13 protein-coding genes are annotated in these 14,230 nt (G+C 39.0%); 3 read left to right on the forward strand and 10 right to left on the reverse strand.

Going from position 1 to position 14,230, the window contains the following annotated elements:
* Positions 1-160 precede the first annotated feature (160 nt).
* A complete protein-coding gene (locus J678_RS08130) occupies positions 161-1,108 on the reverse strand; it encodes a hypothetical protein (RefSeq protein WP_031956512.1) in 948 nt (315 codons plus the stop codon).
* A 274-nt stretch (positions 1,109-1,382) separates the two neighbouring features.
* Between J678_RS08130 and J678_RS08135 the strand changes: the two genes are divergently transcribed.
* A complete protein-coding gene (locus J678_RS08135; protein WP_002051673.1) occupies positions 1,383-1,721 on the forward strand; it encodes a membrane protein in 339 nt (112 codons plus the stop codon).
* A 19-nt stretch (positions 1,722-1,740) separates the two neighbouring features.
* On the opposite strand, the gene J678_RS08140 is transcribed toward J678_RS08135, so the two are convergent.
* From J678_RS08140 to J678_RS08170, 8 genes are all read right to left on the reverse strand, one after another.
* The gene (locus tag J678_RS08140; RefSeq protein WP_002051646.1) at positions 1,741-2,697 is read right to left on the reverse strand and encodes a cation diffusion facilitator family transporter; all 957 of its coding nucleotides are present in this window, start codon (positions 2,695-2,697) and stop codon (positions 1,741-1,743) included.
* Positions 2,698-2,828: 131 nt separating this feature from the next.
* The gene (locus J678_RS08145; RefSeq protein ID WP_031956513.1) at positions 2,829-5,987 is read right to left on the reverse strand and encodes an efflux RND transporter permease subunit; all 3,159 of its coding nucleotides are present in this window, start codon (positions 5,985-5,987) and stop codon (positions 2,829-2,831) included.
* Entirely contained in the window at positions 5,977-7,185 is a 1,209-nt protein-coding gene (locus tag J678_RS08150; RefSeq protein WP_031956514.1) for an efflux RND transporter periplasmic adaptor subunit, read from the reverse strand. The genes J678_RS08145 and J678_RS08150 overlap by 11 nt, the downstream gene beginning before the upstream one ends.
* Positions 7,185-8,594 carry a TolC family protein gene (locus tag J678_RS08155; RefSeq protein ID WP_031956516.1) on the reverse strand — a complete coding sequence of 470 codons (1,410 nt, stop codon included), beginning with the start codon at positions 8,592-8,594 and terminating at the stop codon, positions 7,185-7,187. The genes J678_RS08150 and J678_RS08155 overlap by 1 nt, the downstream gene beginning before the upstream one ends.
* 57 nt (positions 8,595-8,651) lie before the next feature.
* Positions 8,652-9,047, reverse strand: coding sequence for a cation efflux protein, CzcI-like (locus tag J678_RS08160; protein ID WP_416201961.1), 396 nt, complete (start codon positions 9,045-9,047; stop codon positions 8,652-8,654).
* 197 nt (positions 9,048-9,244) lie between these two features.
* Positions 9,245-9,418, reverse strand: coding sequence for a hypothetical protein (locus tag J678_RS22920; protein WP_185133779.1), 174 nt, complete (start codon positions 9,416-9,418; stop codon positions 9,245-9,247).
* 137 nt (positions 9,419-9,555) lie between these two features.
* Positions 9,556-10,173: a methyltransferase family protein gene (locus J678_RS08165; protein WP_025467861.1), complete on the reverse strand. Its 618-nt coding sequence runs from the start codon at positions 10,171-10,173 to the stop codon at positions 9,556-9,558.
* A gap of 231 nt (positions 10,174-10,404) precedes the next feature.
* Positions 10,405-10,800: a cation efflux protein, CzcI-like gene (locus tag J678_RS08170; RefSeq protein ID WP_002050593.1), complete on the reverse strand. Its 396-nt coding sequence runs from the start codon at positions 10,798-10,800 to the stop codon at positions 10,405-10,407.
* Positions 10,801-10,953: 153 nt separating this feature from the next.
* On the opposite strand from J678_RS08170, the gene J678_RS08175 reads away from it, so the two are divergent.
* Positions 10,954-11,646: a hypothetical protein gene (locus J678_RS08175; RefSeq protein WP_032027244.1), complete on the forward strand. Its 693-nt coding sequence runs from the start codon at positions 10,954-10,956 to the stop codon at positions 11,644-11,646.
* Between the two features lie 330 nt (positions 11,647-11,976).
* Positions 11,977-12,357: a tetratricopeptide repeat protein gene (locus tag J678_RS08180; RefSeq protein ID WP_004711619.1), complete on the forward strand. Its 381-nt coding sequence runs from the start codon at positions 11,977-11,979 to the stop codon at positions 12,355-12,357.
* 42 nt (positions 12,358-12,399) lie between these two features.
* Here J678_RS08180 and ettA read toward each other — a convergent pair whose 3' ends face one another.
* Positions 12,400-14,061 (reverse strand): energy-dependent translational throttle protein EttA, encoded by a 1,662-nt coding sequence (gene ettA / locus J678_RS08185; protein WP_002052196.1) that lies wholly within the window; start codon positions 14,059-14,061, stop codon positions 12,400-12,402.
* Positions 14,062-14,230 lie beyond the last annotated feature (169 nt).

Below are 14,230 nucleotides of genomic sequence, written 5' to 3' on the forward strand. Positions count from 1 at the left end.
CGTCTAGAGGCCTAGGACATCGCCCTTTCACGGCGGTAACCGGGGTTCGAATCCCCGTAGGGACGCCAAATTCTAAAAAGCCACTGCATGAAGACAGTGGTTTTTTTCTTATCTACGCAATAAAAAAGCTGATCATCAATCAGCTTCTCATTTATGTAATTTAATTCGCAATTCCAACTTGGACTTCAAGACGACCTGATTGAACCCGTAGTCCTTTTATTTCGAATTGATCTACCAGTTGCTGCACAAGCTCCCGGCTTTCCCTCAAAATATTGAGTCCCGGTAAAATACTAAAGTCTGTCAAGCTTAAAAGTTTTTCTACCATCCATGAACGGTTGTTAATGAAATCAATAAAGCCTGCCTGTTCAAGGTCAATAAACCACATACGGTGACCATCACGTTGAATACCCGGAATATCACGAATCAAATGATTAATCAGTGATGGTATAGGCAGCATGTTAATGACTTCGAAACCTACTCGGCCGATACGACGGACTGCCCAATTCGACAATGTTCCACCATGTCGAATTTGTACAACTAGGCTTTCATCCATTTGACGTAAACGTAAGAATTTTTCTTGCCCAATACGGCATTCCAATACCCGAAAATCTAAACTCAGCCGATATAGGAAACGGTGATAGTGCCCATCGATTTCAACCTGAAACCGATCATTGCCACATTGAACTTTAATATCATCAATTTCTGAACGATCTATACGTTTACGAATTTGGCTATTTAACAGCATTTCAGGCAAATATAAATTCAGCGTACTCTTACCTAGAAAAGTACGGGCCATAATTAAGGCAACCTGACGCGCAGTTTCACTGGTTTCAGAGACCATATCTCTAACAGTTCCTGCTGCCAGATTGGTCATGCCAACGACTCCACGCTTTGTATGAGTTGTTACATGGTCTAAAGCATCTAAGGCTGCATCTGCAACCTCTGCAAGATTACGTGTCGTATCACTAGCAAATCCGACGGCATCATGAGCATGTTGCAAGGTCTTATGCAGCAAACGGCGTGAGAATGACAGTTTTATAGGGTCAGGGTTCCCTGAAACTGTTGATGTCGTTATAGGCTCCGACTTATTGTCATCTTCTTGACCCAAGTCCCTCTCCTTTTTATATTTCTTTCGCATCCCATTAATCAGCTTTTCAGCTCATTTCCAGTGTTGAACACACTTGGTTTTTATCTAGATTAGCATGCTCTACGGTACTATTTTAACTTTTATGTGTACGCATAAATCATCATTTTTTCATATATGCTTGTTTCAAAAAAGTATTTTTATATCTAACTTTTATATCACTTTTTAAAAGCCCTACAATTTTTTTCCTTTCTTTGCATTTCCGTTAGAATAGATTCAAATTTAATGTGGAGCTGTCATGCAATATCGTTGCCCTCAATGTCAAAGTGTTAAAATTATGCCAGTAAGCCAAGGTGTTAACAGTGCCAAACCTGTTGTGCCTAAGAGCTTAGTGATTTTAGTTCCTGCCATTTTTGTACTATTACTCTTGGTTGTAATTAGTATTTTTATGTGGATTTTTGGCAATGGTGCAGGCACTTCTCTACAAATTGCAACGGTCGTTGTTTTTGTTGTGACTCTAGGGGCGGGGTTTATGTTCTGGCGTGATTTGCCGGACTTTAAATTGTCTATGCAAGCATTTATGCAGTCACAAAAACATTGGAAATGTCGTGACTGCAATCACGAATGGGAAATTTAAAAAAAGTATTCACATCAGCTTAGTGCTGATGTGAATGTTCTTTATCAGTCTCATCATGTTCATGTGAAGCATGTTGAGCGATATGCTGACAATTGATCTCGGCATCATCTTCAATTTGCAATGTCACTTCGCCAATACCATGCTCATGAGAAAGCATTTCAACAGCATCTTGATAGAGCTTAGTACGGTCAGCTTCAGGCGCAAATAAGTGCACAGTTAAATGAATGTTTTTAGAAGTAATCGCCCATACCTTGAGTTGGTGAATACTTTCAACACCATTTAAAGATAATAAATCTGCACGTAACTTTTCGATATCGACTTCTTCAGGTACGCCTTCGAGCAAAATATTAATACTTTGTTTCAGTAAAACCCAAGTTCTTGGTAATACCCAAAAACCAATCAATACCGCAATAATCGTATCGACCCAGTACCAGTTGGTGAAGTAAATCACAACTGCACCAATAATAACGCCAACCGAGCCTAGTGCATCACTCAACACCTCTAAATAAGCACCTTTCACGTTTAAGCTGTTATTGGCACTCGACATGAGGATTTTCATTGAGATAAGGTTAATCACCAAACCAATGGTTGCCACAATGAGCATGCCCACACTTTGAATTTCAGGCGGCTTAGAGAAGCGAATATAAGCTTCATATAAAATATAAATTGCCACTACGAAAAGCATGAGCGCATTAAATAATGCAGCCAAAATTTCAAAGCGCTGATAACCAAAAGTACGTTTATTATCGGCTGGACGCTTCGCAATCTGAATTGCAATCAGAGCAATTGCCAGAGCAGCGGCATCGGTAAACATATGCGCAGCGTCGGAGAGTAAGGCCAAACTTTGTGTAATTAATCCAGCAACGACCTCAACAATTAAAAATGTTGAAGTCAGTGCTAAAGCAATCATTAATTTCTTAGCATTACCTTCAGTCACTACAGCATGACTATGATCATGACCATGTTGTCCACCCATTTTGCGGACTCCTTATTATTTATCTTTATGGTGAGGTAAAGATAACGATGGAAACATCACTATCTTTACCTCTTTCAAACACTTTTTTGAATTGACGCTGTCATCAAAAAAGATATCTCAAAACGATGACATTATGAATGCTCAGCGCTTTTCGCTTTGCTTTCATTCATCCATCGATAAATGACCGGCAATAAAACCAAAGTTAATATCGTAGATGAAATAATGCCACCGATTACGACCGTTGCCAAAGGTCGTTGCACTTCGGCTCCAGTTCCTGTTGCCAAAGCCATCGGAATAAAACCAAGTGAAGCAACAAATGCTGTCATTAATACTGGACGTAATCGTAATACCGCTCCTTTCCAGGTTGCCGCATGAACATCTAAAGTTGTTCTCAGCTCTTTAATAAACGTGAGCATGACCAAACCATTTAATACTGCAACACCCGATAAAGCGATAAAACCGACCCCAGCAGACATCGAAAGTGGTATATCTCTCAGCCATAAAGCCACTAATCCACCAGATAAAGCGAAAGGAACTCCACTAAATACCAGTAAGCTGTCTTTAAAATTACTGAATACAGCCATGAGCAACACAAAGATCATGATGAGCGCCATCGGCACGACGATTTGCATTCTTGCTGTAGCAGAAGCAAGATTTTCAAACTGTCCTCCATAGCCTAACCAGTAACCGCTAGGTAGCTTTTGCTGTGCCAGTTTGCCTTGCATCTCTTGTACAAAAGACCCAAGATCACGGTCACGCACATTTGCTGTCACAATGACACGGCGCTTACCATTTTCACGACTTACTTGAGCAAGGCCTAGAATATTCTCAACCTTAGCGACGTCTTGTAACTGAATCAGACCACCATTTGGTAAGCGAATCGGTAACTGAGCTAACTGCTGAGGCGTACGCATGTTTTCCTGCAAACGAATCACAAAATCGAAACGTCTATCTCCCTGTAAAATTTGCCCTACACTCTGCCCTCCAATACTGGCAGCCACAATATCCTGAATAGATTTGACTGATAGACCGTATTGGGCAGCCAATGCATGATCAACATCTACATTTAGTAATGGCAAACCGTCAGTCTGTTCAACTTTGACTTCACTGGCACCCGGAATGCTACGTAGCTGTTGAGCTATTTTTTCCGCTTCCTGATTGAGAACCTGCATATCGTCCCCAAAAATTTTCACCCCAATATCACTACGTACACCTGAAATAAGCTCATTAAAACGTAGTTCAATCGGTTGTGAAAATTCACTGTTATTACCAGGAATCTGGTTCACGAACTGCAGCATTCTGGCACGCAGTTCATCTATCGTTTCTTTAGGGTTTGGCCATTGATCGTGTGGTTTTAATAAAACAATACCATCGGAAATATTAGGAGGCATGACATCTGTAGCAACCTCGGCTGTTCCTGTTCTTGCAAAAATGGCTTTAATTTCGGGAAAAGCTTTCAATAACTGCTTTTCCACATTCTCCTGAATCTTAAGCGACTCTTCTATGCCAGTGCTCGGTGCACGCATGAGTTGCAGTGCAAAATCACCTTCACTTAACTGAGGTGCGAACTCACTACCCACTCGTGTTGCAATTGCACTTGTCAAAATCAAGATGCTAACCGCTGCTGTGACAACAACATATCGGAAGGCATAAGCCTTATCGAGTAAGCCTGCATAACCTTTTTTCAAGGTCATCATCCAGCGGCTTTCTTTTTCCTTCACCTCACCCGTAACAAACAAAGCAACAGCTGCCGGCACAAAGGTCACAGATAAAATAATTGCTCCCAATAACGCTAAAACGACGGTCATTGCCATAGGATGGAACATTTTTGCTTCTACGCCTGCTAAAGCAAAAATTGGTAAGTACACGACCATAATGATGATCTGACCAAATATTAATGGACGTCGTGCTTGTTTAGCGGCTAGAAAGACCTCTGTAAAGCGTTCTGAACGTGTTAGTAAGCGACCTTTTAAATGCTGCGCTTCAGCTAAACGCCGAATACAGTTTTCAACAATAACAACTGCTCCATCGACAATGATCCCGAAGTCTAAAGCTCCCAAACTCATCAGGTTGGCACTGATTTTTTGTTCTGCCATGCCCGTTAAGGTAAAAAGCATTGCCAATGGAATAATACAAGCAGTAATTAAAGCGGCACGAAAGTTTCCTAAAAAGATGAACAGGATAACGATGACTAAAATCGCTCCTTCAATCAAATTTTTAGCTACTGTTTTAATTGCTTTATCTACGAGGCTACTACGATCATAGACTGTTTCAATCACCACACCCTGAGGGAGTGATCTTTGGATTTCCTGAACTTTTTGATCAATCGCTTTGGCAATGGTTTTACTGTTTTCACCCATCATCATCATGGCGATACCTAAAACAGTTTCCTGTCCATTATAGGTAGCACCACCAGTACGCAAATCATGACCAATCGATACTGAGGCCACATCAGCAACACGTATAGGCAAACCGTTTTTCGTGGCGACCGTAACGTTCTGGATATCTTGTATCGACGTCAGCATACCCGGAACACGAACTGTGAGTTGCTGACCATTCTCTTCAATAAATCCGGCACCGCGGTTTTCATTGTTATTTTGAAGCGCATCTTGTAAATCGGTGAGAGGAATCTGCAACTGTTGTAACCGCGTTAGATCTGGTGAAACCACATAAGTTTTGTTGTATCCACCAATGCTATTAACCTCGGCTACCCCTTGTACACGTTGTAACTGGGGCCGAATAATCCAGTCTTGAATTTCACGCAGATCCATTGCGCTATAGGCTGAACCATCTGCTTTTTTAGCATTAGGTTCCGCTTTTACCACCCATTGATAAATCTCACCAAGTCCAGTTGAAATTGGAGACATTTGTGGATCAATACTATCGGGTAAAGCACTCTTAGCTTCTTGTAAACGTTGATTAATTAACTGTCTTGCCCAGTAAATGTCAGTACCATCCTTAAAGATAATCGTGACCTGAGAAAGACCATATCTGGAAATTGAACGAGTCTGTTCCAGATTTGGAATGCCGGACATGGCATTTTCAATCGGATAAGTAATCCTTTGCTCAACTTCCGGTGCTGTAAAACCATTAGCCTGACTATTGATTTGTACCTGTACGTTGGTGATATCTGGCACGGCATCAATTGAAAGTTTCTGGTAGCTATAAATTCCGACACCAATCCAAGCAATGACAAACATCATGACCCAAATGGCGTTATTAATTGAAAACTGAATGATCCGATCAAACAAACCTTCAGCCGCTGGCAAATCAGGTTTATTAATGTCCATGCTCAGCCTCCCCTTTTTCAAGTTCGGACTTGAGCAAGAAACTACCTTGAGTCACATATTGCTGCTTTTCAGTAATTCCGGATTTAACTTCGACCCATTGTGCATCTGAAGAATAATTGCCTAACTCTACAGCAACAGGAGCAAAATGAATTTTGTCCTTCTCCTGTTTTGCAACAAAGACTACATTCTTTCCATCAATCTGTTGTACCGCTGCCTTGTTAATTCGTAATACAGTCGCTGCATTATTTTGTTTGAGTAATACATTGACCATTAAATTAGGGCGTAATTCTTTTGAAGGTGTCAGCACCTTGGCACGAACCTGTAAACGACCAGTTTGACTATCCGCTTCTGACGTTAAACTTTGTACCTGTGCTTTAAAAATATTGTTCGTTTGCAGCGATTTAAATTCAATTTCCTGATTAGGCTGAATATTGGTATTTGTACTTGGCAATACAAACTCAACCCATAGCTGATCTAGGCGATCAATAACAAATAACTGTTTTTCAGGGCCAATTTGCTCACCAATAACAATATCTTTACTGCTGATTACACCGCTTAAAGGTGCAGTTAAAACATATCGACCTTTACTTGAGCGAGTCGCTCCCAAGGCACTTAAACGGCTATTTGCAGCTTGTACCTGAATTTGCGCTTGACGATAAGCATTGTAAGCACGCTGATAATCTTGTCGTGCTGAAACACCTTGCTCCCACAATTGTTTTTCACGCTGATAATCTTGCTGAGCTAATGTTAGCGCTTCTTGCGCCATGCTTAAGTTAGCTTGTTGATCGACTAAATCTGGTACAAATAAAGTCGCAAGTGCCTGTCCCTTTTCAACTTGTTGTCCCAGCGCAACATTTACACTATCCACTCGGGCAGAAAATGTTGAAGAGACATGTGCTTGCTGGTCTGTATTTACAACAAGTTTGGCAGGGTATGAGAGATTCTGCTCAACTTCTCCGCGCCCTACTTGCTCTAACTTCACACCATATTCAACCAGTTGCTTGGAAGTGAGATTTAAACTTCCTTCCTCTTTTTCAGTCTCTCCATGACCCGCTTCACCTTCTGCATGCCCTTCTTCACTTTTTTCAGTAGTGGACTGCTTTTTCCCTGAGAAAAATAACCAAGCACTTAAAGCAAGACAAGCAATCAGCAGCGAAAGAGCAATAACCCATTGGTTTTTTATTTTTTTAACTGACATTACTCTACCCCTCCAACTGTTGGCAACTTATAGGTGTCTTGCCATAAATTTTGATTAATTTGATTTAATGCATCTCCGGACATCACCATATTTGGATCGATCCCGAGAGCTAAACTTTCAGCCTCAATTGCTTTTTGCCAAGCAGATTTAAGGAGTTGAACTTTCTTCAATCTTTGTTCTTGTAATTGCAGGGTAGATTGCTGAACATCAGTAATTGCAAATTTACCGACTTTGAAGCCAAGCAACATTTTCTCCTGTACCGTCTCTGATAAAGGAATCTGTTGTTCATTCATCAAGTTATATTGTTGCTTCAAACCAGCCAGCTCGTACTGTAGAGTACGAATAGAATCTAGGCTTTGCTTTTTATAAAAACTTTGCTGCTGGGCAATTAAATCAAGTTTGCTTTGGGCAATTTTCAGGGCATATTGCTGGCGATTAAAAATGTTTAAAGGAACCGCAATACCTACTCGAATCTGATTTTCGGTACTGCTCGTTTCTGCGGTTTTGCTACGAACCACGCCCATATTTACGGTAGGTGTTGGACGATTTTTTGCTTTTAAATAATTAATTTCAGAATTTTGTTGGATGGCTTGAAGTCGCATGGACTGTTCTAACAAATTCTGTTTTAAGTATTGATCGATGTCACCTTCATTTTTTAAAGGCCACGCACTTTTTATATCAGGACGTAAGGTGAAGTTATCTTCAGTCTCACCCCATAAGTTCGCCAATTTTCTTTTGGCACTACTTAGTGATAATTCAACTTCCTGATATAAACGTTGGTTTTCAACATGCGTCATTAAAGTTCGGTCTAAATCAACCTGAGCAATACTACCGGCCTGAAAGCGTAAACGAGTAGCATCTAAAAGGTTCTTACTCGTTTTTAATTGTGCTTTGGCAACTTCATGTTCAAGCTCTAAAATTGATACTTGTGACCATAAATATTTGACAGCAAGCTTTAGCTGAGCCTCATATAAAACCTGATTTAACTCAACTTGATTTTGCTGGACACTTGCCAGTTTTTTTGCTGCGGAACGTACACCAAAAACATCTAGTTTTTGCGATATACCAAGTTCTAGTTCCTGATCTTTTCCAGATTTAAAACCCGTTTGCTGTACAGAAACCGTCGGATTTTCCCATAACTGGCTCTGTTTGATATTGCTCTCTGCGATATCTTGTTGAGCTTGCCAAATTCCTGTTTGTGTCTGAAATTGCTTAACCTGCTCTAGTACTTGCTCAAACGTTAAAACATTCTGTATACGCTGCGCTTGAGTGTTCTCAGCAAGATTTTGATTTGAATTAGCCGCAGTTGTTACAACACTAGTTGAAAGCGCAACCGCAACAACTAATGATTTAAGTATCCAAGATGAGCTCAGACTAACGAAACGTTTTTCGTATAAAAAAATAGACATAAAGTAACCCTATGAAATAAATAATATTTCTGGTGGGTTATTTTTCGGCTACCCCACCTATAGCAGGGTTAAAACAGGAGGCGGGGCTTGTTTAGAAATATGAGGAGACTTATAAGAATTAGACCAATAATATTGTTGTTTTGGCTCAGATGACTGTATTAACGGTGAAACAATTTTTTCTTGTGCTTCTACAATCACAACATGAAAACATGAAGGTAAATGGTCATGATGATCGGACAAGCTTAGGGGAGACTTATGCGTAGTCCCTTCAACCCCAGTCTTTTCAGTATGGCTATGTTGTGAAGATTCATAACTCAAAGCAGCATGATGTCCAAAATGATGTAATGCTTTTTCCTGATTTTCATGGGCGCAAAATGCCGCTGCCACATTCCATAAACTTTGGAATATAAGCAAACAGAATAAGACGGACATGAAAAGTGCAGAACGTGGCAACAGCACACCATTAAACTAAAAAGTTGAACAAAGCCACTATAGCAGGCTCATAGCATGTAATAAAATTACATCTCTGAATGCCAACATAGAAACAATACCGAATAACTTGGATTAAAGATAAATAAGCCATTAAAAATGTTTATCTTTATAGCTAGAAAGCTAATTATTAAATAATTAGCTTTCTGCAAAAATAAAAATTATTTACGTTTACATGTTAAATGAGGATTCTTACTTTTTTCTGTTTTAGCTTTTGTTTCTTGCTGAGACTTAATATTCTTTTCGAGGAATATTAATCCTCCATCAGCATGAGCCAAACTCATTGAAAGAAATAGAACCATCAAAGCCGATTTTATATTTAATTTAATTAACATCATAATCACCTAATCTAAATATTCCGAATGTATTTAAGGAGTTAATCCTTAAATACATATAATTTTTTGCATGCCTCGATTCATCAATTCAGTACAATCTTCCGATTCTTTGAAAAGCATGCACATTTCACTTTTTACTAGAACCAACTAAATAATGAAGGAAGAACACCATGCGATCGCAGCTCATCAAAAAGTTGGACCAATGCAGCAATCCAGATAAACCAAACGACTTGAGTCAAAAAAAGACGAAAATGCTTTGGTGAGACTTGATAAAAATCTGGTTCTTTAAAATTCTGGAAACTGGGTAAAAAACGGGGAATTGTCTTTACATAATCTGTATATGCTGTTCCATATTTTTCACTTAAAAAAGCTTCTTCTTGACTAATGACATAATGGTAATAACAGAAGAAATAAAGCGTGAATAATATGGGAAAAATGAAAGTCTCAGTAATCAACATGATTCCGAGTCCTCCCAAATAGCTAAACAGATATAGAGGATTTCGACACAGAGAATATGGGCCGTCAGTCACTAACTTGGCATTTTTAAATCCGGAAATGTAAAGACTGCACCATATTCTTCCCATTACTCCGATACCAACAAATAGCCATCCAAAAACCCATAAGATATGTTCTACAAATGCCGCCTGAAAATGCCATTTGCTAAAACTTAAAGCGAGAATAATAGCCAAAACAAAACCAATAACTCTGGAACTCACAGTTCGAACACGGGGGGAAAATAAAATATTCATTTCCATAATCCCCCATTACTGTGAATACTCAGAGACAAGGTAACTGTTTTGTTTAGATGATATTTCTGTTCTTCAGAAAAATTTGATGGAAACTTATATTCTGCCTTTTGATTAGAATAAAGACGTGAATATCTAAATGAGTAATCCACATAAAGGACTACCGTGCCTTGTTTACACATACAATTAACCCTATGAAATAAATAATATTTCTGGTGGGTTATTTTTCGGCTACCCCACCTATAGCAGGGTTAAAACAGGAGGCGGGTCTTGTTTAGAAATATGAGGAGACTTATAAGAATTAGACCAATAATATTGTTGTTTTGGCTCAGATGACTGTATTAACGGTGAAACAATTTTTTCTTGTGCTTCTACAATCACAACATGAAAACATGAAGGTAAATGGTCATGATGATCGGACAAGCTTAGGGGAGATTTATGCGTAATCCCTTCAACCTCAGTCTTTTCAGTATGGCTATGCTGTGAAGATTCATAACTCAAAGCAGCATGATGTCCAAAATGATGCAATGCTTTTTCCTGATTTTCATGGGCGCAAAATGCCGCTGCCACATTCCATAAACTTTGGAATATAAGCAAACAGAATAAGACGGACATGAAAAGTGCAGAACGTGGCAACAGCACACCATTAAACTAAAAAGTTGAACAAAGCCACTATAGCAGGCTCCCGCCATGTAATAAAATTACAAAACATTTAATTATAGGTTCACTTTTTTACTCAGAAATTTTCCAAATTTTTCTGCATAAAAGAATTTTTTTAGAGCAATATGTATGTATAAAACTTTAACTACTTTTATATTAGTAACTTGCCTCGGTTTAAGCGGTTGTGCAACTACAATGTTGTCCAATACCCTTCCTAGCGAAACAACCGAAGTTAAGACAAATATTTTAAAAACTGATCAGATTATTGCACTCGGGAAAGCCGTTAAAGATGACCAAAAACAAGGTATTGTCTTTGTTGGTCAAGACTATAATTACTTAATGACTGATGGTAGTTCTGAATTTTTAAAGATTATTAAAACTATACGTGCTAATGACAGAACACTTAATATCCCTTCCCCTCTTATACTCACTATGGAAGATGCCAATCATTTCAATGGTGTAATCCAAGTTCGCTATAACACCCAATTAGGAAATCTCAACGAAAAACAAAAAGATATGTTAAAAAAATTGGGGTTTAGAGAAAATTTTAATGCAGTACTTGAGCAACAAAAAAATCAGTACCCATATATTAATATTTTTTTCAAAGGCCAACTGTATGAAGCTAAAAATCCAAAAGATATACAGCAAAAATTAGAAAAACCATATGCCGTTGAACTACAAGAAAAAATTGAAACAACAACGAAGCACCCGTTTAAAAGCGCTACTCGCAAAGTACTCTATCCATTAGCGATGACTTTTGATGTGGTAACTATTTATCCGTTATTAATTTGGTCTGATTTAAGAGGCGATTTTAATAAATAAAAACTTTTTACTTAAATACAAAACCAGCTTTAAAGCTGGTTTTGTTTAAAAAAATTTCTTTTGTTTGTTATTGATAACTTTTATTGAATTCTTCGCATTTCAAAAAAAATTATGTTCTAGTTTTAAATTTACTCAAGAGAGTCTTTGTTTACCTATAAATTTCGCTAAGCGTAAAAACATCTGTAACTTTTATGTAAGCTAAAACCTCATCATTTTTCATCCAAATGCGCTATATCACATTTACAAAATAAAACATAAGATTTCAATATAAGGGACTAGCTTAAAAGTGTGAGTCAATTCAATCAGATTGAGGAACAAGGGGAGACTATCATGGATATGAAAACAATCAAGCATGGGCTTAATCACTTGTTTGCCTTTGAAAACTTACCAGCCGATATGCATTCACAAGCTGAGGATGAAATTGAACAAGGCTTACGCTTTGAAGAGTTAGCCGTACAAGATCATGAACGTATGCAAAATTGGCTAGATATTACCCCAAACGACCGCAATGCGATGTGGTGTTACCTCCGTGCAGCTTTAAGAGGTAATGCTGACGCTTCTTTTAAACTTGGTATTGGCTATTTAAATGGTCAATTTGGTTTAGATAAAAACTACACTGAAGCTGAAAAGTGGTTAAACAAAGCAGCAAGTCAAGGTCATCCCGACGCTGAACGTTGCTTACAAGAAGCTTTCAGTAAACTTGCCTTCTAATAAAAAACCAGCCCTTAGGCTGGTTTTTCAATTTAGGTGTAATTAGCCACCAATTTTTTTGTATTTCTTACGATGTGGTTGAGCATCATCACCAAGCTTAGCACGGCGATATGCTTCAAACTCGGTATAGTTACCTGTATAGAACTCTGGTTGCTCATCTTCAAATGACAAGATGTGAGTTGCAATACGGTCAAGGAACCAACGGTCATGCGATACAACCATTACCGTACCAGGGAATACCAAAATTGCATCTTCCAGTGCACGTAAAGTTTCTACGTCCAAGTCGTTTGATGGCTCATCCAGTAAGATAACGTTTGCACCTTGCTGTAAGATTTTTGCAAGTTGTAAACGGTTACGCTCACCACCTGACAATTCACCTACTCGTTTTTGCTGATCTTGGCCTTTAAAGTTAAAGCGACCAATATAAGCACGTGATGCAATTTCATAATCGCCCACTTTCAAGATATCTAAACCGCCAGAAACTTCTTCCCAAACTGTTTTGTTATCATCTAAAGTGTCACGAATCTGACCAACATAAGCAACTTTAACCGAATCACCCAGTGTTACAGTACCAGTGTCAGGTTTTTGCTCGCCTGTCATCATGCGGAATAAAGTCGTTTTACCCGCACCGTTAGGACCTACAATACCGACAATCGCTGCTGGTGGTACCGTAAATGATAAATTTTCGTAAAGTAAACGGTCACCAAATGATTTGCTGATGTTCTCTACTTCAACAACCTTGTTCCCTAAACGTGGACCAGGTGGAATATAGATTTCAGAGGTCTCGTTACGCTGTTGGAATTCGCGTGAGTTAAGTTCTTCAAAACGCTCCATACGCGCTTTGTTTTTCTTTTGCTGACCTTTCGCATTTTGACGAACCCATTCAAGTTCTTTTTTCAATGCTTTAGCAAAAGATTCTTCTTGTTTCTGCTCTTGTTCTAAACGAGCATTTTTTTGCTCCAACCAAGAAGTATAGTTACCTTGGTAAGGAATACCATGCCCACGGTCAAGCTCCAAGATCCACTCGGCAACGTTATCAAGGAAATAACGGTCATGCGTAATCGCAACAATTGTACCAGGGAAGTCTTTTAAGAAACGCTCTAACCAAGATACAGACTCTGCATCCAAATGGTTCGTCGGTTCGTCAAGAAGTAACATGTCTGGTTTAGAGAGCAATAAACGGCACAGTGCTACACGACGGCGTTCACCACCTGAAAGCTTACTTACGTCTGCATCCCATGCTGGAAGATTCAAGGCATCTGCCGCGATTTCAAGCTGGTTATTTAAGTTGTGTGCATCCCAAGCATGGATAATTGATTCTAATTTTTCCTGCTCTTTTGCAAGCGCATCAAAATCTGCATCTGGGTCTGCATATTCTGCAAATACCTGATCAAGACGTTCTAAAGCATCTAGAGCTTCACGTACGCCATCTTCAACGTTACCACGAACGTCTTTAGTTGGATCAAGCGGCGGTTCTTGCTCTAAATAGCCGATTTTAATTCCAGGTTGTGCACGAGCTTCACCAGAGAAATCTTTATCTACGCCAGCCATAATACGAAGCAAGGTAGATTTACCCGCACCGTTCAAACCGAGCACACCAATTTTGGCACCCGGGAAAAATGATAAAGAGATGTCTTTTAAGATTTCGCGCTTTGGCGGAACCATCTTAGACACTCGGTTCATCGTATAAATATATTGGGCCACGCAGGACTCCTCAATTGAAAAACCAACAGATCGCAATGAGCGAAAAATAGTAGCTATTATATGCTGAACGTAGCAAAAAAATAAGGCGTGATTAAGTTTAATCGTTTTTTATAACTGATAAATGACGTCAAAATTGTTTCCTGATATAAAAAATGCATGACTTTGAATC

The sequence above is a fragment of the Acinetobacter sp. 1424608 genome, from assembly GCF_000588255.1.
Classification (GTDB): Bacteria; Pseudomonadota; Gammaproteobacteria; order Pseudomonadales; family Moraxellaceae; genus Acinetobacter; species Acinetobacter nosocomialis.

Bases quoted from the DNA above. Each gene is read 5' to 3' on its own strand.
- J678_RS08135 (WP_002051673.1), top strand. From the start codon at position 1,383: ATGCAATATCGTTGCCCTCAATGTCAAAGTGTTAAAATTATGCCAGTA.
- J678_RS08140 (WP_002051646.1), bottom strand. From the start codon at position 2,697: ATGGGTGGACAACATGGTCATGATCATAGTCATGCTGTAGTGACTGAA.
- J678_RS08145 (WP_031956513.1), bottom strand. From the start codon at position 5,987: ATGGACATTAATAAACCTGATTTGCCAGCGGCTGAAGGTTTGTTTGAT.
- J678_RS08150 (WP_031956514.1), bottom strand. From the start codon at position 7,185: ATGTCAGTTAAAAAAATAAAAAACCAATGGGTTATTGCTCTTTCGCTG.
- J678_RS08155 (WP_031956516.1), bottom strand. From the start codon at position 8,594: ATGTCTATTTTTTTATACGAAAAACGTTTCGTTAGTCTGAGCTCATCT.
- J678_RS22920 (WP_185133779.1), bottom strand. From the start codon at position 9,418: ATGTTAATTAAATTAAATATAAAATCGGCTTTGATGGTTCTATTTCTT.
- J678_RS08165 (WP_025467861.1), bottom strand. From the start codon at position 10,173: ATGGAAATGAATATTTTATTTTCCCCCCGTGTTCGAACTGTGAGTTCC.
- J678_RS08175 (WP_032027244.1), top strand. From the start codon at position 10,954: ATGTATAAAACTTTAACTACTTTTATATTAGTAACTTGCCTCGGTTTA.
- J678_RS08180 (WP_004711619.1), top strand. From the start codon at position 11,977: ATGGATATGAAAACAATCAAGCATGGGCTTAATCACTTGTTTGCCTTT.